This is a genomic window from Streptomyces tendae (assembly GCF_008632955.1).
GTDB lineage: Bacteria > Actinomycetota > Actinomycetes > Streptomycetales > Streptomycetaceae > Streptomyces.
Map to the genome: position 1 here is coordinate 21,927 of NZ_CP043959.1, position 20,552 is coordinate 42,478.

General features: G+C 70.7%; 20 protein-coding genes and 1 tRNA gene. 9 read left to right on the plus strand and 12 right to left on the minus strand.

Annotated features, from left to right (window positions below; genetic code table 11):
* Window positions 1-31: 31 nt before the first annotated feature.
* Window positions 32-286 (minus strand): cell division protein CrgA, encoded by a 255-nt coding sequence (gene crgA / locus F3L20_RS00105; RefSeq protein WP_024886287.1) that lies wholly within the window; start codon window positions 284-286, stop codon window positions 32-34.
* A gap of 140 nt (window positions 287-426) precedes the next feature.
* Here crgA and F3L20_RS00110 point away from each other — a divergent pair, with 140 nt between their 5' ends.
* From F3L20_RS00110 to F3L20_RS00130, 5 genes are all read left to right on the plus strand, one after another.
* Entirely contained in the window at window positions 427-1,209 is a 783-nt protein-coding gene (locus tag F3L20_RS00110; protein WP_150150804.1) for a DUF881 domain-containing protein, read from the plus strand.
* 222 nt (window positions 1,210-1,431) lie between these two features.
* On the plus strand, window positions 1,432-1,593 hold the full coding sequence (locus F3L20_RS00115) for a hypothetical protein (protein WP_156700673.1): 162 nt from the start codon (window positions 1,432-1,434) through the stop codon (window positions 1,591-1,593).
* Window positions 1,590-2,228, plus strand: a complete 639-nt coding sequence (locus F3L20_RS00120) for an aminodeoxychorismate/anthranilate synthase component II (protein WP_145829417.1) — start codon at window positions 1,590-1,592, stop codon at window positions 2,226-2,228. The genes F3L20_RS00115 and F3L20_RS00120 overlap by 4 nt, the downstream gene beginning before the upstream one ends.
* Complete coding sequence (locus F3L20_RS00125) at window positions 2,225-3,379, plus strand: class E sortase (protein ID WP_150150806.1); 1,155 nt, start codon at window positions 2,225-2,227, stop codon at window positions 3,377-3,379. The genes F3L20_RS00120 and F3L20_RS00125 overlap by 4 nt, the downstream gene beginning before the upstream one ends.
* Window positions 3,380-3,392: 13 nt before the next feature.
* On the plus strand, window positions 3,393-4,157 hold the full coding sequence (locus F3L20_RS00130) for a class E sortase (RefSeq protein ID WP_150150808.1): 765 nt from the start codon (window positions 3,393-3,395) through the stop codon (window positions 4,155-4,157).
* 97 nt (window positions 4,158-4,254) lie between these two features.
* Here F3L20_RS00130 and pknB read toward each other — a convergent pair whose 3' ends face one another.
* From pknB to F3L20_RS00160, 6 genes are all read right to left on the minus strand, one after another.
* Window positions 4,255-6,225 (minus strand): Stk1 family PASTA domain-containing Ser/Thr kinase, encoded by a 1,971-nt coding sequence (gene pknB, locus F3L20_RS00135; protein ID WP_150150810.1) that lies wholly within the window; start codon window positions 6,223-6,225, stop codon window positions 4,255-4,257.
* A gap of 169 nt (window positions 6,226-6,394) precedes the next feature.
* On the minus strand, window positions 6,395-7,870 hold the full coding sequence (locus F3L20_RS00140; RefSeq protein WP_150150812.1) for a peptidoglycan D,D-transpeptidase FtsI family protein: 1,476 nt from the start codon (window positions 7,868-7,870) through the stop codon (window positions 6,395-6,397).
* A complete protein-coding gene (locus tag F3L20_RS00145) occupies window positions 7,867-9,303 on the minus strand; it encodes an FtsW/RodA/SpoVE family cell cycle protein (RefSeq protein WP_145829412.1) in 1,437 nt (478 codons plus the stop codon). Before F3L20_RS00145 ends, F3L20_RS00140 begins: the two co-directional genes overlap by 4 nt.
* 27 nt (window positions 9,304-9,330) lie before the next feature.
* Entirely contained in the window at window positions 9,331-10,869 is a 1,539-nt protein-coding gene (locus F3L20_RS00150) for a Stp1/IreP family PP2C-type Ser/Thr phosphatase (protein WP_150157160.1), read from the minus strand.
* 132 nt (window positions 10,870-11,001) lie between these two features.
* Window positions 11,002-11,508, minus strand: a complete 507-nt coding sequence (locus F3L20_RS00155) for an FHA domain-containing protein FhaB/FipA (protein ID WP_150150814.1) — start codon at window positions 11,506-11,508, stop codon at window positions 11,002-11,004.
* A gap of 10 nt (window positions 11,509-11,518) precedes the next feature.
* Window positions 11,519-12,379 carry an FhaA domain-containing protein gene (locus F3L20_RS00160; protein ID WP_145829411.1) on the minus strand — a complete coding sequence of 287 codons (861 nt, stop codon included), beginning with the start codon at window positions 12,377-12,379 and terminating at the stop codon, window positions 11,519-11,521.
* A gap of 651 nt (window positions 12,380-13,030) precedes the next feature.
* Between F3L20_RS00160 and F3L20_RS00165 the strand changes: the two genes are divergently transcribed.
* The 4 genes from F3L20_RS00165 (at window position 13,031) to F3L20_RS00180 (ending at window position 16,668) form a co-directional block, all read left to right on the plus strand.
* Window positions 13,031-13,114 (plus strand) — tRNA-Leu (locus tag F3L20_RS00165).
* A gap of 427 nt (window positions 13,115-13,541) precedes the next feature.
* Complete coding sequence (locus tag F3L20_RS00170; RefSeq protein WP_382687424.1) at window positions 13,542-15,032, plus strand: DUF2252 domain-containing protein; 1,491 nt, start codon at window positions 13,542-13,544, stop codon at window positions 15,030-15,032.
* Between the two features lie 413 nt (window positions 15,033-15,445).
* A complete protein-coding gene (locus F3L20_RS00175) occupies window positions 15,446-16,285 on the plus strand; it encodes a hypothetical protein (RefSeq protein WP_145829410.1) in 840 nt (279 codons plus the stop codon).
* Between the two features lie 53 nt (window positions 16,286-16,338).
* Window positions 16,339-16,668: a rhodanese-like domain-containing protein gene (locus tag F3L20_RS00180; RefSeq protein ID WP_150157162.1), complete on the plus strand. Its 330-nt coding sequence runs from the start codon at window positions 16,339-16,341 to the stop codon at window positions 16,666-16,668.
* Between the two features lie 58 nt (window positions 16,669-16,726).
* Here the strand turns inward: F3L20_RS00180 and F3L20_RS00185 are convergent, their stop codons facing one another.
* Genes F3L20_RS00185 through paaA form a run of 5 tightly spaced genes read right to left on the minus strand, consistent with a single transcriptional unit; the run spans window position 16,727 to window position 20,352 of the window.
* A complete protein-coding gene (locus F3L20_RS00185; protein WP_150150816.1) occupies window positions 16,727-17,785 on the minus strand; it encodes a 2Fe-2S iron-sulfur cluster-binding protein in 1,059 nt (352 codons plus the stop codon).
* Window positions 17,785-18,324 (minus strand): 1,2-phenylacetyl-CoA epoxidase subunit PaaD, encoded by a 540-nt coding sequence (paaD, locus tag F3L20_RS00190; protein WP_150150818.1) that lies wholly within the window; start codon window positions 18,322-18,324, stop codon window positions 17,785-17,787. Before paaD ends, F3L20_RS00185 begins: the two co-directional genes overlap by 1 nt.
* The gene (paaC, locus tag F3L20_RS00195; RefSeq protein WP_150150820.1) at window positions 18,318-19,055 is read right to left on the minus strand and encodes a 1,2-phenylacetyl-CoA epoxidase subunit PaaC; all 738 of its coding nucleotides are present in this window, start codon (window positions 19,053-19,055) and stop codon (window positions 18,318-18,320) included. The genes paaD and paaC overlap by 7 nt, the downstream gene beginning before the upstream one ends.
* Window positions 19,052-19,339 carry a 1,2-phenylacetyl-CoA epoxidase subunit PaaB gene (gene paaB / locus F3L20_RS00200; RefSeq protein WP_150150822.1) on the minus strand — a complete coding sequence of 96 codons (288 nt, stop codon included), beginning with the start codon at window positions 19,337-19,339 and terminating at the stop codon, window positions 19,052-19,054. Before paaB ends, paaC begins: the two co-directional genes overlap by 4 nt.
* A complete protein-coding gene (gene paaA / locus F3L20_RS00205; RefSeq protein ID WP_145829406.1) occupies window positions 19,336-20,352 on the minus strand; it encodes a 1,2-phenylacetyl-CoA epoxidase subunit PaaA in 1,017 nt (338 codons plus the stop codon). The genes paaB and paaA overlap by 4 nt, the downstream gene beginning before the upstream one ends.
* Window positions 20,353-20,552 lie beyond the last annotated feature (200 nt).

The window sequence follows — 20,552 nt, forward strand, 5'->3', positions numbered from 1 at the left end:
TCCGGCGCTGCTTCCACTGCGGCGTGCGGCGCTACTTCCACTGCGTGGAGACGCCGAACCCGGCGGCAATGAAGCCGAAGCCCACCACGATGTTCCAGTTGCCCAGCGCGTCGATCGGCAGCGAGCCGTCGGTGACGTAGAACACGACGATCCAGGCCAGGCCGATGAGGAAGAGGGCCAGCATCACCGGCGCGACCCAGGCGCGGTTGGTCAGCTTGATCGCGGCCGTCTGCTTGGCCGGCGGCGGCGTGTAGTCGGCCTTCTTGCGGATACGTGACTTCGGCACGAGGGTCTCTCCTGTCGATGCGCTGCGTGGCCGCGCAGGGTCTGGGTCGGGCTCGGGGCAGCGTACAAGGGGACTCTGAGTGCTCCCCCGGGCGTCCGTTAGCGTAGTGCTTCCGCGGCGCCGAAGGAGATAAGGGTACGTTGAGCAATTCTGCCGACTTCCCGGGGACGGAATCCAGTCCCGCACCCCGCCCGCGCCGAGTGCGACCGGTGCGGGTGCTCACCGCGGGCATCTTCGCCCTCGCGGGCCTTCTCTTCTTCATCAGCTTCGACACGGCCAAGGGCACCAACATCCGCACCGACGCCTCCTTGCTGAAGCTCTCCGACCTGATCCACGAACGCAGCCGCAAGAACGGCGAGCTGGACGAGTCCAACGGCGCCCTGCGCAAGGACGTCGAGGCCCTCGCCGAGCGGGACGACGGCAGCACCGAGGCGGAGGACGCCAAGCTCGCCGATCTGGAGGAGCGCGCCGGCACGCAGGAACTGAAGGGCAAGGCGATCACGGTCACCCTGAACGACGCCCCGCCGGACGCCACTGCCAAGCTCCCCGGCTATCCCGAACCGCAGCCGGACTACCTGGTCATCCACCAGCAGGACCTCCAGGCCGTGGTGAACGCGATGTGGCAGGGCGGTGCCGAGGGCATCCAGGTGATGGACCAGCGGCTCATCTCCACCAGTGCCGTGCGCTGTGTGGGCAACACGTTGATCCTTCAGGGCCGCGTCTACTCGCCGCCGTACACGATCACCGCGGTCGGGGAGCCGGAGAAGCTGAAGAAGGCGCTCGCCGCCTCACCGGCGATCCAGAACTACATGGTGTACGTCAACGTCTACGGTCTCGGCTGGAAGGTCGAGGACGAGGGCACCAAGACGCTCCCCGGTTACTCCGGCACGGTGGACCTGCACTACGCGGAACCCGTCGACTAGCACCCGGCCCGGGCCGGGTTCGTCCCGCCCGTCCGTGGTTTCACGTGGAACATGCGGGGCCGATCGAGGCGATCGGCCCCGCGGCACGTACTCAGAGGTGCACGCGGCCTACCGGTCGGCTTGTCACACAGCCTGTGGAGGCCGGGAAACAGAGGGCGTTGCGCCGTTAGTCTGGTGGCGTACGGCGTGGGTCTGGTGCCGTGGTACGACGGAAGGGACGGCATGTACAGCTGGATCTGGCGGCATCTGCCGGGCAACGGATGGGTGAGGGCACTCATCTCACTCGTGCTGATCACCGTCGTGGTCTACGTCCTCTTCCAGTACGTCTTCCCGTGGGCGGAGCCGCTGCTGCCCTTCAACGATGTGACGGTGGACAACCAGTGAGCGCGCGCATTCTCGTCGTCGACAACTACGACAGCTTCGTCTTCAACCTTGTCCAGTACCTGTACCAGCTGGGCGCCGAGTGTGAGGTCCTGCGCAACGACGAGGTGTCGACGGGCCACGCCCAGGACGGCTTCGACGGCGTGCTGCTGTCCCCGGGCCCCGGCACCCCTGAAGAGGCCGGGGTCTGCGTGGACATGGTGCGCCACTGCGCCGCGACCGGGGTGCCGGTCTTCGGCGTCTGCCTGGGCATGCAGTCGATGCAGGTGGCGTACGGCGGTGTGGTCGACCGCGCCCCCGAGCTGCTGCACGGCAAGACCTCCCCGGTGACGCACGAGGGCAAGGGCGTCTTCGCCGGACTGCCCTCCCCGTTCACGGCCACCCGGTACCACTCGCTGGCCGCCGAGCCGGCCACGGTCCCGGCGGAGCTGGAGGTCACGGCCCGCACCGCGGACGGCATCGTGATGGGACTCAGGCACCGTGAACTCCTGGTGGAGGGGGTGCAGTTCCACCCTGAGTCGGTGCTGACCGAGCACGGCCACCGGATGTTGGCCAACTGGCTCGCGGAGTGTGGTGACACGGAGGCCGTGGCGAGATCCGCGGGGCTCGCCCCGGTGGTGGGCAGGTCCTCGGCGTGACGGCGCTGCGCCCCGAGCGCGAGTCCGGCGCCCATGGGTACGGCGCCGGCGACCAGGGCACCTCGTACGGCGGGCAGCCGTACGGGGTCCAGGGCGCGTACGGGGACGGGTGGTACGGCGGGGCGGCGACGCCCGACCCTTACGGGGGCACCGCCGACGACGCCACCACGCGGCTGCCGCCGATCGACGAGGAGACCGTCGCGCTGCGCATTCCGGACCCGCCGGAGCGCGCGGTACGTGAGGAACCTCCCGCTCCGGGGGGCCGGGCAGCCCGCAGGAAGGCGGCCAAGAAGCGGCAGGGGCGCCGTGGAGGCTCTCACAAGGCCGCCGACGGGTCCTCGGCCGGCCGGGGCCCTGACGACGCCTCTGAGGGGGCGTCACGGGCCTCGGCCGGCCGGGGCCCTGACGACGCCTCTGAGGGGGCGTCACGGGCGCCGCTGTCCCGTGTCGAGGCGCGTCGGCAGGCTCGGGCGCGTAAGGCCAGCCCGGCGGTCGTGGCGAGCCGGGCCATCGGCGAGGTGTTCATCACCACCGGCGTGTTGATGCTCCTGTTCGTCACCTACCAGCTGTGGTGGACGAACGTGCGCGCGCACGCGCAGGCCGGCAAGGAGGCCAGCGACCTCCAGCAGGACTGGGCGAACGGCGAGCGTAAACCGGGGGCGTTCGAGCCGGGGCAGGGCTTCGCGCTGCTGCACATCCCCAAGCTGGACGTGGTGGTGCCGATCGCCGAGGGCATCAGCAGCAAGAAGGTCCTCGACCGGGGCATGGTCGGCCACTACGCGGAGGGCGCGCTGAAGACGGCGATGCCGGACGCGAAGACCGGCAACTTCGGGCTCGCGGGCCACCGCAACACGCACGGGGAGCCGTTCCGGTACATCAACCGGCTGCAGCCGGGCGATCCGATCGTGGTGGAGACGCAGGACACGTACTTCGTCTACAAGACGGCGTCGACGTTGCCGGTGACGCCACCGAGCAATGTGAGCGTCCTCGAACCGGTGCCCAAGGGCTCGGGCTTCACCGGGCCCGGCCGCTACATCACGCTGACCACGTGCACACCTGAGTTCACCAGCAAGTACCGCTTGATCGTCTGGGGTCAGATGGTCGAGGAACGGCCGCGCAGCAAGGGCAAGCCGGATGCGCTCGTCAGTTAAGGGCAGAGGAAACGTGGCAGCGACCGCCGACGACACCGCACAGCACTCCGACGCGCCCGCGTCCCCGCCGCCCAGGGCACGCCGCCGCATGGGGCCGGTGGCCATGGTGATCAGCTTCTTCGGGGAGATGCTCATCACCGCGGGCGTGCTGCTCGGCCTGTTCGTCGTCTACTCGTTGTGGTGGACGAACGTCGTCGCGGACCGCGCGGCGGACCGGCAGGCGGACAAGGTGCGCGACTCCTGGGCCCAGGAGTCCGGCGGCGGCGACAAGAGCGCACCCGCCGTCTACGACAGCAAGAACGGCATCGGCTTCCTGCACGTGCCCGCGATGAGCGGCGACGACATCCTCGTCGAGAAGGGCACGTCGATGAAGGTCCTCAACGACGGCGTGGCCGGCTACTACACCGACCCCGTGAAGGCGACCCTGCCGACGTCCGGCAAGAAGGGCAACTTCTCCCTCGCCGCGCACCGGGACGGTCACGGCGCGAAGTTTCACGGCATCCACAAGATCAGGAAGGGTGATCCGATCGTCTTCGAGACGAAGGACACCTGGTACGTCTACAAGGTCTTCGGCATCCTCCCGGAGACGTCGAAGTACAACGTCGACGTCCTCGCCAAGGTCCCCGCGGAGTCCGGCCGCAAGAAGGCCGGCCACTACATCACGCTGACGACCTGCACGCCGATCTACACCAGCACGTACCGCTACATCGTCTGGGGCGAACTGGTCCGCAAGGAGAAGGTGGACGAGAACCGCACCCCGCCGCAGGAGCTGAACTGATCCAGGCCCCGCGCCCGAGGTCCCGGACCGACGAAAAGCCCCGGCCCCCTCCGAAGAGGGGGCCGGGGCTCCTGTCGTGCGAGGTGCCTGCCGCGGATCAGCCGCCCCCGAAGAAGCCGCCGTCACCGCCGCCGCCACCGCCGACCGTGAACAGGGTCACTCCCGTGCCCTTGTCCACCGGGGTGCCCTGGGGCGGGTTGGAACCGAACACGCGGGCGTTGGGGTCGTTCGGACCGGTGACACCGGTGACGGAGAGTCCCGCCTCCCCGAGGAGACGCTGGGCTTCCTCGAGCTTCTTGCCGTTGATCTCCGGCACGGCCACCTTCTCGGCTGCCTTCGCCTTGCCGATGAAGATCGTCACCTGGCTGTTCTTGGAGACCTGGGTGTTCGCATCGGGCGAGGTGCGGATGACCTTGCCGACCAGGTTCGGGTCGTCCGTCTCCTCTTCGACGCAGTTGCCGGTGAGGGTGCTGGCCGTCATCTGGGCCTTGGCCTCCTCACAGCTCTTGGTGAGGACGTCCGGGACCGTGGCCTTGTCCTCGGCCTTGGCGACGGTGAGGGTGACGGTCGTACCCTTCTCCACCTCTTCACCGAGATCCGGCTTCTGCTCGATGACCGTGCCCGGCTCCTCGCCGCTGATCTTTTCTTCGACCTCGACGACGAACTGGTACTTGTCGCCCTCGAGTTCGGCCTTGGCGTCGTCGATGTCGTCACCGATCACGCTCGGCACGGCGACCTTCGGCGCCCCCGTGGAGACCGTCAGGGTGACGGTGGACTCCTTGTCCACCTTCGTCCCGGCTGCCGGGTCCTGGTCACAGACGTTGCCCTTGGCCTGGTTCTCGCAGGGCTTCTCCGTGAAGGCCAACGTCAAATCGCTGTTGTCGGCGAGTTTTTGCGCGTTCGCCTTCGTCTCGCCGACGAAGTTCGGGGCCGCGACGGTGCCGTTGCCCACGCCGCCGCTGCCGTTGATCGCCCAGCGGCCGATCAGGATGGCGCCGATCAGGACCAGCACACCCGCCACGACCAGCAATATCGTGGAGGTGTTGTTCTTCTTCGGCGGGCGGCGACGGCTCTGGCGCTCGTCGTAGCCGTAGCCGCCGTCGTCCGGGTTCATGGGCGGCAGCATCGAGGTGGCCCCGCCGGCGTCCGCGCGCAGCGCCGTCGTCGGCTGGTCGTCCGGGTAACCGCCGTAGCCGACCGAGCCCATGGCCGCGGTCGCCGCGACGGGCTGGCCGTCGAGGCAGGCCTCGATGTCGGCACGCATCTCGTCGGCCGACTGGTAGCGGTAGTCGGGGTCCTTGACCAGCGCCTTCAGTACGATCGCGTCCATCTCGGGCGTGATCTCGGGGTCGAAGACGCTCGGCGGCTGCGGTTCCTCCCGCACGTGCTGGTAGGCGACCGCGACCGGGGAGTCGCCCACGAAGGGAGGCCGGACGGTCAGCAGTTCGTAGAGCAGGCAGCCGGTGGAGTACAGGTCGGAACGCGCGTCCACCTGTTCGCCCTTGGCCTGCTCCGGCGAGAGGTACTGCGCGGTGCCGATGACCGCCGCGGTCTGGGTCATCGTCATGCCGGAGTCGCCCATTGCGCGGGCGATGCCGAAGTCCATGACCTTGACCTGGCCGTTGCGCGTCAGCATGACGTTCGCGGGCTTGATGTCGCGGTGGACGATGCCGGCCCGGTGGGAGTACTCCAGCGCCTGGAGGATGCCGATGGTCATCTCCAGCGTGCGTTCCGGCAGCAGCTTGCGGCCGCTGTGCAGAAGCTCGCGGAGCGTGGAGCCGTCGACGTACTCCATGACGATGTACGGGATGGAGACCCCGTCGATGTAGTCCTCGCCCGTGTCGTAGACCGCAACGATCGCGGGATGGTTGAGCGAGGCGGCCGACTGGGCCTCCCGGCGGAACCGGGCCTGGAAGGACGGGTCGCGCGCGAGATCCGCGCGTAGCGTCTTCACCGCCACCTGGCGTCCGAGCCTGGTGTCATGTGCGTGGTAAACCTCCGCCATGCCACCACGGCCGAGCACCGGGCCCAGCTCGTACCGGCCGCCTAGGCGACGCGGCTCTTCCATAGCTACCTACCAGCCCTCTCCGTCGGTCCCGGGCAGCACACTTGTGCCGCCGGAGGCTGCCGTCCGGGCCTACCGTACCCGGCTCGTTCTGTGTGACCTGGCCAAGTACGTCAGCCGATACAGGACCGGTACCGCAACGTGCACCGATGTGAGGCAGACGTGATGGGGGTCACTGCTTGCCCTTGAGGACCGCCTCCATCACGCTCTTGGCGATCGGTGCGGCGAGACCGCCACCGGAGATGTCGTCGCGCACGGCGTTCTCGTCCTCGATCACGACCGCCACGGCGACGGGGGAGCTGCCGTCCTCGCCCTTGGCGTAGGAGATGAACCACGCGTAGGGGTTCTCGCTGTTGTCCACACCGTGCTGAGCGGTACCGGTCTTGCCACCTACGGTGACGCCGGGAATCTTGGCGTTGGTTCCCGTGCCGTCCTCGACGACCGTCTCCATCATCGACTGGAGGATCTGCGCGTTCTTCGCCGACATCGGCCGGCTCATCTCCTCCGGGTCCGTCTTCTCGATGACGTCGAGGCTCGGGGCCTGGAGCTCGTCCACCATGTACGGCTTCATCAGGCTGCCGTTGTTGGCGACGGCCGAGGCCACCATGGCCATCTGCAGCGGGGTGGCGGCGGTGTTGAACTGGCCGATGGAGGACAGGGCCACCTGCGACGGGTCCATGTTGTCGGAGAACACCGAGGCGGTCGCGCGGACCGGGGTGAACTGCTCCTCGGTGAAGCCGAACTTCTTGGCCGTCTCCAGCATCTTGTCGTTGCCCAGGTCGGCGCCGGCCTTGCCGAAGACGGTGTTGCAGGACACCCGCAGCGCCTCGCGCAGGGTGGCGTCCTCACAGGGCAGATCGCCCTCGTTCTTCAGTTCGGTCCTGGTGCCGGTCATGATCCACGGCAGCGGGGTTTCGGTCTTCTGGTCCGCGTCCTCGACCAGCCCGTGCTCCAGCGCGGCGGCCGCGGTGACGACCTTGAAGGTCGAGCCGGGCGGGTAGACCTCGCGCAGCGCCCGGTTCAGCATCGGGTCGTCCGGGTTGTTCTTCTTCTGCAGCTTGCTCCACGCCTCGGCGTCCGTGTCGAGGCTGCTGCCGGCGATCGTGGAGGGGTCGTACGACGGGTAGGAGGCCATCGCGAGGATCTTGCCGGTGGACGGTTCGATCGCCACGACGGAGCCCTTGCCGCCCTGCTTCTTCAGGCCCTTGTAGGCGGCCTTCTGCGCGGCGGCGTTGAGGGTGGTGACCACGTTGCCGCCCTCCTTCTTCTTGCCCGTCAGCATGTCGAGCGTGTTGCGGAAGAAGAGGCGGTCGTCGTTGCCGGTGAGGATGCCGTCCTCGATGGCCTCGAGCTGGTTGGCGCCGTACGCCTGGGACACGAAGCCGGTGACCGGGGCCCACATGGGGCCGTCCTTGTAGGTGCGCTTGTACTTGAAGTCGCCCTTGGTGGTGGTGTGCCCGGTGATGGGCTCGCCCTCGACGATGATGTCGCCGCGCGGTGAGGCGTAGCGCTCGATGGCGACGCGGCGGTTGTTCTCGTCGGTCCTCAGCTCGTCGGCCTGTACGTACTGCAGCCAGTTGTCCCGGATGAGCAGGGTGAGGACGAGCAGGCCACAGAAGATCGCGATCCGGCGCAGGGGCTTGTTCACGGGCGGACCACCTGGGTCATCTCGGCGTCGGGGTTGGTGGCGGGCGCGGGGGCCGGACGGCGCGCGGTGTCACTGATCCTCAGCAGGATGCCGATCAGCGCCCAGTTCGCGATGACGGACGAACCGCCGTACGCCAGGAACGGCATCGTCATACCGGTCAGCGGGATCAGGCCCATGACGCCGCCGGCGACCACGAAGACCTGGAGGGCGAAGGCGCCGGACAGGCCGATGGCGAGCAGCTTGCCGAACGGGTCGCGGGCGGCGAGGGCGGTGCGCACGCCGCGCTCCACGATCAGCGCGTACAGCAGCAGCAGTGCCATCAGGCCGGTCAGGCCCAGCTCCTCGCCGAAGGTGGCGAGGATGAAGTCGGAGTTGGCGGCGAACCGGATCAGCTCGGAGTGGCCCTGGCCCCAGCCGGTGCCGAGGGTGCCGCCGGAGCCGAACGCCCACAGTGCCTGCATGGCCTGCTCGGAGTGGCCGCCCACGCCCGCGCGGGAGAGCGTGTACTCCTTCATCGGGTCCAGCCAGGCGTCCACACGCTGCTGGATGTGCGGCTCGAAGCTGGCGACGCCGACGGCGCCGACGGCCGACATCAGCAGACCGAAGACGATCCAGCTGGTCCGCTCGGTGGCGACGTACAGCATGATCACGAACATGCCGAAGAACAGCAGCGAGGTACCGAGGTCGGTCTCGAAGACCAGGATGAGGATCGAGACCATCCATACGACCAGGATCGGGCCGAGGTCGCGGCCGCGCGGCAGGTAGAGGCCCATGAAACGGCGGCTGGCCAGCGCCAGCGCGTCCCGCTTCACCATCAGGTAGCCGGCGAAGAACACCGCCAGGACGATCTTGGCGAACTCACCGGGCTGGATGGAGAAGCCGCCGACCTTGATCCAGATCTTGGCGCCGTAGATGTTCTGGCCGAGGCCCGGCACCAGCGGGAGCAGCAGCAGGAACAACGCGCCGACCATGGAGATGTACGTGTAGCGCTGCAGGACGCGGTGGTCCTTGAGGAAGACCAGCACGGCCACGAACAGGGCGATGCCCATCGCGGTGTACATCAGCTGCCGGGGCGCGGCGGTGCCCGCCTGCTTGATCTGCTGCAGCAGTTCGGACTGGTCCAGACGCCAGATGGCGACGAGCCCCAGGCCGTTGAGCAGCGTGGCCAGCGGCAGCAGCAACGGGTCCGCGTACGGCGCGAACTTCCGTACGACGAGGTGACCGACGCCCGCCAGCAGGCCGAGGCCCAGGCCGTAGCTCAGCAGCCCGGCCGGTACGTCGCCGTTGATGGCGAGGCCCACGTTGGCGTAGGCGAAGACCGGGATGACCACGGCGAACACGAGCAGTGCGAGCTCGGTGTTGCGGCGGCTGGGCGCGCCGATGGCGCCGATCGTGGACGTGTGCTGCGTCGACGGATTGGTAGTACTGCTCATCGTGTGACAGGGCCTCTCACGGCTTGCCTACTGCTTACCGCACAGCGAGACGACCTTCTGCTCCTCCTCCGAGAGGCTGGGGCCGGGGCTGGTAGTGGGTGCGGTCGTGGACGGGGTCGTGGACTGCTCCGGGGCCTTCGCCGAGTCCGAGGGATTCGGCGTCGGTGATGCCTTGGACGAGAAGGACGCGGGAGTGGTTCCCGTGGTCCCTCCGGCCTCGCCCGCACCGGTGCGTGCGTTGGTCTCGCTGTCGGAGGCGCGCCGCTCGGCCTGCTTCTTGCACGCGGAGGCCTGGACGGCCAGCTCCTCGATCTTCTCCCGGGCGCCGTACAGGTCGCCCTCGACGATGGTCGCCTCGACCTGCTTGCGCTGGTAGGGCGGGAGGTACTTGAGTTCGATCTCGGGGTGGTCCTTCTCGACCTTCGAGAGGGAGACCCAGGCCAGGTCCTGGTTGATGCCCCGGTACAGCGCGACGTGCTCGCCCTTGGCGCCGACGAAGTACTGCGTCTGGGTCCAGCGCCAGCCGCCGTACAGACCGCCGCCGATGACGGCCAGCGCGAGCAGGCTGTACACGGACCGCTTCAGCCACCGGCGGTTCTTGGCGGGCTTGACGAAGTCGTCGTCGCCGTAGTCGAAGCCGTCGGTCTGGATGAAGCCGGTGACGTCGCCGCTGCCGGGCGGTCCGAACTCGCCGCCGCCCCCGCCGCGCCGCCGCCCGAGGCCGGCCGCCCGGCCCGCGGGGGTCTGCATGATGCCGTTGTCGTGCGGCTGGTTCTGGTTCTCGGCGACGGCGCCGACCACGACCGGGGTGTCGGACAGCTGCCCGGCCAGGGTGTCCCCGGTGTCGAGGTCCAGGACGTCGGCGACGATCACCGTGATGTTGTCGGGCCCGCCGCCGCGCAGCGCCAGCTCGATCAGGTTCTGGACCGTCTCCTCGGGGCCCTGGTAGCTGGCCAGGGCCTCTTCGAGGGTCTGGTGGGAGACCACGCCGGACAGGCCGTCGGAGCAGATCAGGTAACGGTCGCCGGCCCGCACCTCGCGGATGGAGAGGTCGGGTTCGACGTGCTCGCCGCTGCCGAGGGCCCGCATCAGCAGGGACCGCTGCGGGTGGGTGGTGGCCTCCTCCTCGGTGATCCGGCCCTCGTCCACCAGACGCTGCACCCAGGTGTGGTCCTGGGTGATCTGGGTGAGGACGCCGTCACGCAGGAGGTAGGCGCGGGAGTCGCCGACATGCACCATGCCGAGGCGCTGGCCGGTCCACAGCAGGGCGGTCAGGGTGGTGCCCATGCCTTCGAGCTGGGGGTCCTCCTCGACCATCATGCGCAGTTGGTCGTTGGCGCGCTGGACGGCAGTGCCGAGGGAGGTGAGCAGGTCCGAACCGGGCACGTCGTCGTCGAGGGCGACGATGGTGGAGATCGCCTCGGAGGAGGCGACCTCACCGGCGGCGGCACCGCCCATGCCGTCGGCGATGGCGAGCAGGCGGGGACCGGCGTAACCGGAGTCCTCGTTGCCCTCCCGGATCATGCCCTTGTGCGATCCGGCGGCGAAGCGCAGGGACAGACTCATGCGCACCTCGCCCGTCGGCTCCGGGTACAGCCGGTCGTGTCGAGCCACACTGCCCACCCTCCGGTCGGGAGCGCGCCGGGACCCTGGGTGAGGACCCCCACCGCGTGCTCGCTCCGCTCGCTCATTCTCGTACTACTTCCGCAGCTCGATGACGGTCTTGCCGATGCGGATCGGTGCGCCCAGCGAAATCGGTGTGGGGGTCGTCAGCCGGGTCCGGTCCAGGTAGGTGCCGTTGGTGGAGCCCAGGTCCTCGACGATCCACTGACCGTCGCGGTCCGGGTAGATCCTGGCATGGCGGCTGGAGGCGTAGTCGTCGTCCAGCACGATCGTGCTGTCGTGAGCCCGGCCCAGGGTGATGGTCTGGCCCTGGAGGGCGACGGTGGTGCCGGTGAGGGTGCCCTCGGTCACGACCAGCTTGGTGGGGGTGTTGCGGCCACGGCGGCCGCCGCCGGACTGCTGGCGCTGCTGCGGCGGTGCCTGGCGGTTCGCCTGCTGCCGGCCGGCCTCCCGCCGGGCTCCGCGCTGGGTGACGCGAGTGCCGAACAGGTCACTCCGGATGACCTGCACGGCCACGATCACGAACAGCCACAGTACGGCCAGGAAACCCAGCCGCATGACCGTGAGGGTCAGCTCTGACATTGCCCCCGCTTCACCCTTCGGCTTGCCTATAGATAACGGTGGTGCTGCCCACGACGATCCGCGAGCCGTCGCGGAGCGTAGCGCGGGTGGTGTGCTGCCCGTCCACCACGATGCCGTTGGTGGACCCGAGATCCTGGATCGTCGAGGGCGTTCCGGTCCGGATCTCGCAGTGCCGGCGGGAGACGCCGGGATCGTCGATCCGGACGTCGGCCTCGGTGCTGCGGCCCATCACCAGGGTGGCGCGGGAGATCTGGTGGCGGGTGCCGTTGATCTCGATCCAGTAGCGGGTGCGTCCGCCGGGCGCGGGGGCGGCCGGGGGCCGCTGTCCGGCCGCGGCCGGCGGGTAGCCGTAACCGCCGGGACGTCCGCCGGGCGGCGGCGCGGCCGGCATGGGCGGGGCGCCCGCGGGGGCGGCCGGCGGGTAGCCGTAGCCGCCGGGGCGTCCGGCGGGCGGGGCGCCGCCGGGCCCTGCCGCTCCGGGGGCCGCCTGGCTGGCGGAGGAGGCGAGCGTGCGGCTGCGTACGCGGTAGAGGCCGGTGTCGAGGTCCTCGGCCTTCTCCAGGTGCACCTTGATCGGGCCCATGAAGGTGTACCGCTGCTGCTTGGCGTAGTCACGCACCATGCCGGCGAGCTCGTCGCCGAGCTGGCCGGAGTACGGGCTCAGCCGCTCGAAGTCCGGGGTGCTCAGCTCGACGATGAAGTCGTTGGGCACGACGGTGCGGTCGCGGTTCCAGATGGTGGCGTTGTTGTCGCACTCCCGCTGGAGCGCACCCGCGATCTCCACGGGCTGCACCTCGGACTTGAACACCTTGGCGAAGGTGCCGTTGACCAGACCTTCGAGACGCTGCTCGAACTTCTTCAGGACTCCCATGGGGCACCTCCTCCGTCGCTGCCGTCCTGTGTACTGCCCCGTGCACCGTTCCGTGCACCGCTTACCTGGTACTGCTTACTGATCGTATCCACGCGCCGCCCGATCGGCTGGTTCCCCCTGTCCGCCCGGTCGCCGGGTGTCGACGCCTGACGAAGTTCCCTTCGGGGCTCCCCTTCGAACTCCGTCGGCCGTGCTGGTGCGCGTCGTTCTGCCATGGATCGTAGAGGGGGCCACAGACCAGTGTCCCGCACCCTGCGGCGGACTCCGCCCGCCTCCTGGGGAGACGGCTGGTACCGGTACGAGGTTGATACGTGAAGCGGTCATGGCCGCGACATGAGCGGGCGGCGGTGCGGGGCAGGTCGGCGGTGGTGTGCGGGCGGGTGGACGGCCCGGGTGCGGGAGCTGTCGGGATGTTCCGGCCGGGGACCGGCCAGGGACGCGTCCGCGGGTGTCGAAGGGGCGGCCGAGGGGTGGCGGAGCGGTGTCGGGGAGACGTCGCCCGGACGCCGGGTGGCGCCCCGGCCGGCGTTGTGCCCGGTCGCGGGCGGTGCGCGGATAAGGGATGTGAATCCACCCCGACCAGCGTGCTAATGTTCTCGATGTCGGAAGGCGCCAGGCCCCAAGGGGCAAGGGTCGGAAGACACACCCAATGCGCGGGTGGCGGAATAGGCAGACGCGCTGGATTCAGGTTCCAGTGCCCGAAAGGGCGTGGGGGTTCAACTCCCCCCTCGCGCACACCGTCGAACGGGCGGCATCCATCGGATGCCGCCCGTTTCGCATGTCCGGGGGTGTGTGGGTGTGGGCGCCGTGTGAGGAACATCTCATGATCGAATCGGTGTCGCACGGGCGGCGAGAGGGGTGATCTCCGCCCGTAACGGGCGGCGCCGCAAGTGCCGGGCGGGTGGTGCTCGTTCCGGTGGTCGGACGGTGTTCGACTCGCTCGCCTTGCTCGACCGCGGGGTTCGCCCACCGTTGTCCACAGGGTGTGGGTTGTCCGGGACCATGCGAGTTGTCCGCTTCGGAGTAAGTTGTCCACAGGGTGGTCCGAGGTCCTCAAGGTCATCCACAGGGCTGACGTCCCCGCCGTCCACGGCTGTACGGTCGGCACGATCGATGTCGGCAGGTGTGCACCGCATACACGTGCAGGGGGGAGGCGGTCGTGGTGAGCGACGCCGGAGCCGGAGGAGCCGAAGTGGTCGCCGGGACGGCCGGAGCGGGGAAGGCGGACGCCGGGACGGCGGGGGCCGCGACTGTGGACGCCGGACAGGAGCGGCGGCTGCCGCAGGTGGCCGGATTCGGACGGTGGCCCGCCGCGGGCACGCCGAAACAGGAGGGCAAGGCACTGCGCGAGCGGGTGCCCCGCAGCGCCCACGCGGCCTTCGGCCTCGACGCCTCCCGCCCCGACGCCGTGACCGCCGTGGAGCAGTCCGGCCACGGCCGGCTGCCCGAGCTGACCCCGCTACGCGTCGGCCGGATGGCCGCCACGCCGTTCGCCTTCCTGCGCGGGTCGGCCGGCCTCATGGCCCACGACCTGGCCCGCACGCCCATCACCCGCATCGGCGCGCAGATCTGCGGCGACGCCCACGCGGCGAACTTCGGCCTCTACGGCGACGCCCGGGGCCGCCTGGTCATCGATCTGAACGACTTCGACGAGACCGTGCACGGCCCCTGGGAGTGGGACCTCAAGCGGCTCGCGGCCTCGCTGGTGCTCGCCGGGCGGGAGGCCGGCGCGGACGAGGACACCTGCCGTGCCGCCGCCCATGACGCGGTGGGCGCCTACCGCCGCACCATGCGCCTGCTGGCCAAGCTGCCCGCACTGGACGCGTGGAACGCCATCGCCGACGAGGAACTGGTCTCCCACACCGACGCGCACGACCTGGTGGGCACCCTGGAGCGGGTCGCCGAGAAGGCCCGCGCCAACACCAGCGGCCGGTTCGCCGCCAAGTCGACCGAGCGCACCGAGGACGGCGGGCGCCGCTTCGTGGACGCGCCGCCCGTGCTGCGCCGGATCCCGGACGCAGAGGCGGCCGCGGTGGCCGCCTCCCTGGAGCAGTACCTGGGCACGCTGCCGTCCGACCGGCACCCGCTGCTGGCCCGGCACGCGGTGCACGACGTGGCGTTCCGCGTCGTCGGCACGGGCAGCGTCGGCACCCGCTCGTACGTCGTGCTGCTGCTCGACCACCGGGGGGAGCCGCTCGTCCTCCAGGTCAAGGAGGCCCGCCCCTCCGCCCTGGTGCCGCACCTGCCCACCGCGGGCTTCGACGCCCCGCGGGCCGAGCACGAGGGCCGCCGCGTGGTCGAGGGCCAGAAGCGGATGCAGGTGATAAGTGACAGCCTGCTCGGCTGGACGACCGTCGACGGTCGGCCCTACCAGGTTCGGCAGTTCCGCAACCGCAAGGGCAGCGTGGACCCGGCGGCGCTTGCCGCCGACCAGGTCGACGACTACGCCAGGATGACCGGGGCGCTGCTGGCCCGCGCCCACTCCCACAGCGCCGACCCCCGCCTGATCGCCGGGTACTGCGGCAAGAACGACGAGCTGGACGAGGCCGTCGCCACGTTCGCCGTCGCCTATGCCGACCGGACGGAGGCGGACCACACGGACCTGGTCGGGGCCGTGCGCACGGGGCGGATCGCCGCGGAGATGGGGGTCTGAGGGGGGTCTGAGGCGGTCCGGTTGTCCGGGGCGACCCCGGCGGTGTGCCGGTGCGCCGGGTGAACGGGCCCGGGTGGGCTGTGGGGGTGTGGGGCGCGTGCCGCGACCGGCCCGCCGGGCGCACACCCAGGGAGGCCCGTTACGTGCGCCGGGTGTACATGCCCAGGCCATCCGCCTGGGTGCCCGCACCGGTGGCCCGTCGGGTGTGGCGGGCGTACACCCACGGTGGTCCGCCGGGTGCCCGCCCCGGGTGGGTCGCCGGGTCCGTCGGGCGCACGCCCGGGCGGCCGCCAGGTCCGTCGGGCGTACACCCGGGGGGCCCGCAGGTGCGCGCGGGCGGTTGGTCCGGGTGTCCCGGACGCTGCCACCGTGACAGGAGCGTGCCGGCCTCGCAGGTGGCCTACGCTGTCCGGGTGACGACCTCGGAAGGTGAGCAGGGTGGAGGCGCCGGCGCGCAGCGAACGCCCGCCGGCGGTGGCGCGGCGCGGCCCGAGGAGCGGCTGGAGCAGGCCGTACGGGCCGCCGAACAGGCGCTGATCGAGTTCGAGATCGCCGTGGAGACCTTCCGCGTCGAGGTCGAGAACTTCTCCCGGCTGCACGAACAGAAGCTCGGCCCGCTGTACGCCCGTATCGAGGAACTGGACGCCCGGATCCTCGAGGCCAAGGCGTCCCGCAGCGACGACCCCGAGGACCGGCGACGGGCCGACGAGGCGCGCGCCCGGCTGCTGCCCATCCCCGGCGTCGAGGAGCTGATGAACGGCTGGATGGACGGGGACGGCCTGTTCCCCGAGGCCACCGCCATGCTCACGGACCAGCCGGTACGGCCGCCGCAGCGGGTACGGCCCAGCGAGGAGGCCCGCAAGCTCTACCGGGACCTCGCCCGCAAGGCCCACCCCGATCTGGCGCAGGAGGACGAGGAACGCGCCCGCCGTGAGGAGTTCATCACCCGGGTCAACGCCGCCTACGCCCGCGGCAGCGAGACCGAGCTGCGCGAACTGGCCGAGGAGTGGGCCGCGGGCCCCGAGCTGAAGCGCGTCCCGAGCGCGGCGGACGAGCTCTACGCCCGCCTCGAATGGCTCTCCCGGCGCAAGGAACTGCTCACGGTGGTCGCCAAGAACCTGGAGGACAGCGCCATCGCCTCCATGCTGCGGCTGGCGCCCGACGACCCCGACCGGCTCCTCGAGGACATCGCCGCGCAGCTCCAGGCCGACGTGGCCGAGCGCGAGGCGCAGCTGGCCGCCCTGCGGGACTGAAACCCGCGGTCGCCCGGTCGGGTAGCGTCGGGGACATGAGTTTTGGAGCTGGTGTGCCCACGGTCCAGGTCGGTGACCTCAAGGACGGCGACTTCCTGCTGGACGTCCGCGAGGACGACGAGTGGAAGGCCGGTCACGCCGAAGGCGCGCTGCACATCCCCATCAGCGAGTTCGTGGCCCGCTACGGCGAGCTGACCGAGGACGCCCCGCAGGACGGACGGATCCACGTGATCTGCCGCTCCGGCGGACGGTCGGCCCAGGTCACCATGTACCTGGCCCAGCAGGGCATCGACGCCGTGAACGTGGACGGCGGCATGCAGGTGTGGGAGGCCGCCGGCCGCCCCGTCGTCACGGACGAGGGTCAGCCGGGGCACGTGCTCTAGGGGCGCCGCACGTTCGAGGGCGCCCGGGGTTGCCGGACGCCCTAAGGAGCGTGCGGGACTAGCGGTCGAAGTCCAGCTCCACCTGTTCCGTCACCGGATGCGACTGGCAGGCCAGGACGTATCCCGCCTCCGTCTCCTCCGACTCCAGGGCGAAGTTGCGGTCCATGCGCACCTCGCCGGAGACCAGGAAGGCCCGGCAGGTGCCGCACACGCCGCCCTTGCAGGCGTAGGGCGCGTCGGGCCGGTTGCGCAGCACCGTGTCCAGCAGGGACTCGCCGGTCTGCACGGGCCAGGTGCCCCCGCGTCCGTCGAGCCGTGCCGTGACCGTGCTGTGCGCGGGGGCCGTCGCCGTGGCGGGGGCCGTCGCCCCGGAGTCCACGTGGAAGATCTCCTGGTGGATGCGGGAGCGGGCGACGCCCAGCCCGCGCAGCGCCCGCTCGGCCCCTTCGACCAGCCCGTACGGCCCGCACAGGAACCAGCCGTCCACCTGGTCCACGGGGAGCAGCGCCGGGAGCAGCCCGGCCAGCCGCTCCTGGTCCAGCCGCCCGGACGGCAGCCCCGCCTGCTGCTCTTCCCTGGAGAGGGCCGTCACCAGCTGGAACCGGTCGGGATAGCGGTCCTTCAGGTCCGCGACCTCCTCCAGGAACATCGTCGAGGCGGTCGTCCGGTCGCTGCGTATGAGGCAGAACCGGGCGCGGGGCTCACGGGCCAGCAGGGTCGAGACGATCGACAGCACCGGGGTGATCCCGCTGCCGCCGACAACGGCCGCGTACAGGCCGGGGGCCGGGGGGAGCGTGAAACGGCCGGCCGGGGTCATGACCTCCAGCTCGTCGCCGAGGTCGATCTCCTTCAGCGCGTACGTGGAGAAGGCGCCGCCCTCCACGAGCCGCACCCCGACCCGCAGGGTGCCCGGCGCCTCGCCGTCGGGGGCGGGGGAGCAGATCGAGTAGGTGCGGCGGATCTCCTGGCCGTCGGCGGTGCGCCGCAGCGCGAGATGCTGCCCGGGGACGTACCGGAACTCCTCGCGCAGCTGCGGGGGGACGGTGAGGGTGAGGGCGACGGAGTCGTCGGTGAGCCGGTCGACCGCGGCCACCTGGAGCCGGTGGAAGCGGGCCATCACAACTCCTTGAAGTGGTCGAACGGTTCACGGCAGGCGAGGCAGCGGCGCAGCGCCTTGCACGCGGTGGAGGAGAAACGGCTGAGCAGCTCGGTCTCGGCGGAGCCGCAGTGCGGGCAGCGGACGGGCTCCGGCTCGTCGGCCGGTCCGCCCGCACCGGTCCGCGTGGGGCCCAACTGGACCCGGACCGGGCCCGAGGCGACGCCCGCGCGCGGCGGGGCGATGCCGAACTCGCGCAGCTTGCGGCGCCCTTCGTCCGTGATGTCGTCCGTCGACCAGGCGGGGGCGAGGACCGTGCGCACCGTCACCTCGCGCACGCCGTGGTCGCGCAGCACGCGCTCTATGTCGAGGCTCATCACCTCGACGGCCGGGCAGCCGGTGTAGGTCGGCGTCAGGTCGACCTCGACGCTGTCCGTGCCGTGCGCGCGCACCGCGCGGACCACGCCCAGCTCGCGCAGTGTCAGCACCGGCAGCTCGGGGTCCGGGACCGAGCCGGCCAGCTCCAGCAGCTCCGCCTCCAGGGGCGTGACCGTCACCATGTCGCCCCCGGGTGGCTGCGGTGCAGGTGCTGCATCTCGGCGAGCATCCGGCCGAAGGGCTCGGTGTGCAGGCCCTGGCGGCCCGCTCCGGCCGACCACGCCCCGGTACGGGGGCCTTCGGGCACCGTGAGGGTGGCACGGCCCAGCACGTCCGTGACCAGCTCCAGCCAGGTGCGCTCCAGGCCGGCCCAGTCGACCTCGTCGAGGCCCTCGACGGGCTGGAACAGCTCGCCGGTGTAGCGCCACAGCGCGTCCACGGCCCGCTGCGTCCGGCTGTGGCTCTCGTCCGTGCCGTCACCGAGCCGCAGGGTCCACTGCTCGGCGTGGTCGCGGTGGTAGGCGGCCTCCTTGACGGCCTTGCCGGCCAGCGGGGCGAACGGGCCGTCGCCGGAGGCCAGCCGGTCGTGCAGGAGGTGCTGGTAGGTGGAGAAGAACAGCTGGCGGGCGATGGTGTGGGCGAAGTCGCCGTTGGGCTGCTCGACCAGCTGGCAGTTGCGGAAGGCCCGCTCCTCGCGCCGGAAGGCCAGCTCGTCCTCGTCGCCTGCCGTCGACAGCAGCACCCGGGCCTGGCCGAGCAGGTCGAGCGCGATGTTGGCGAGGGCGACCTCCTCCTCCAGCACGGGGGCGTGCCCGGCCCATTCGCCGAGGCGGTGGGAGAGCACCAGGGCGTCGTCACCGAGGGCGAGCGCGGCGGCCGTGGGCACGGTCTCCGCGGCGGGTGTCGTGGTCACAGGTGCTGCACCCCCTCGGGGATCTCGTAGAACGTGGGGTGCCGGTAGGGCTTGTCGGCGGCGGGCTCGAAGAAGGGGTCCTTCTCGTCGGGCGAGGACGCGGTGACGGCGGAGGACGGCACGACCCAGATGGAGATGCCCTCGCCGCGGCGGGTGTACAGATCGCGCGCGTTGCGCAGGGCGAGCTCCGCGTCCGGTGCGTGCAGGCTGCCGGCGTGGGTGTGGGACAGTCCCCGGCGCGAGCGCACGAAGACCTCCCACAGCGGCCAGTCGGTGTGGGTCATGCGCGCGTAGCTCCCGTCTCGTCGTTCCTGTGCTTGGCCGCGTGGGCCGCTGCCGCCTCCCGGACCCAGGCGCCCTCCTCGTGGGCCTTCCTGCGCCGGGACAGCCGCTCCTCGTTGCACGGGCCGTTGCCCTTGAGGACCTCCCAGAACTCCGACCAGTCGATCGCGCCGAAGTCGTAGTGCCCCCGCTCCTCGTTCCACCGCAGGTCAGGGTCGGGGAGGGTGAGGCCGAGCGACTCCGCCTGCGGCACGCAGATGTCCACGAAGCGCTGTCGCAGCTCGTCGTTGGAGTGCCGCTTGATCTTCCAGGCCATCGACTGCGCCGAGTGCTGGGACTCGTCGTCGGGCGGGCCGAACATCATCAGCGACGGCCACCACCAGCGGTCCACCGCGTCCTGCGCCATCGCGTGCTGCTCAGGGGTGCCCTTGCTGAGGGCCAGCAGCAGCTCGTAGCCCTGGCGCTGGTGGAACGACTCCTCCTTGCAGACGCGGACCATCGCGCGGGCGTACGGACCGTAGGAGCAGCGGCAGAGGGGGACCTGGTTGGTGATCGCGGCGCCGTCCACCAGCCAGCCGATGGCGCCCACGTCGGCCCAGGTCAGCGTCGGGTAGTTGAAGATCGAGGAGTACTTCTGGCGGCCCGAGTGCAGTTTGTCGAGCAGCTCGTCACGGCCGACGCCGAGGGTCTCGGCGGCGCTGTACAGGTACAGGCCGTGCCCGGCCTCGTCCTGCACCTTCGCCATGAGGATGGCCTTGCGGCGCAGGGAGGGCGCGCGCGTGATCCAGTTCGCCTCCGGCTGCATGCCGATGATCTCGGAGTGGGCGTGCTGGGCGATCTGCCGGACGAGCGTGGCGCGGTAGGCGTCCGGCATCCAGTCGCGCGGCTCGATCCGCTCGTCGGCGGCGACCGCCGCGTCGAAGGCGCGCTGGAACTCGGCGGGGTCGCCGAGGCCCGCCGGTGCCTCTTGCGCCGTCGGACTGCCGGCCGTATCGCGGGCGGCTGCTGTCGCCATGGGGTCCCCCTCGACCTGGATGCTTTCCGGAGCACGCTCCCGACCGATCGTTCGGTTCGTGCGATTCCATGGTGAGACGGGCGCCGCGAGGTGTCAACCGCTGTGGATAACCTGCGGGTGCCGGTTGTGGACGAGGTCCGGTACGGCCGGATGTGGTGACTGCCACGGGACGGAGTTTTGGCGGGGCTGTGCCCGGGGGG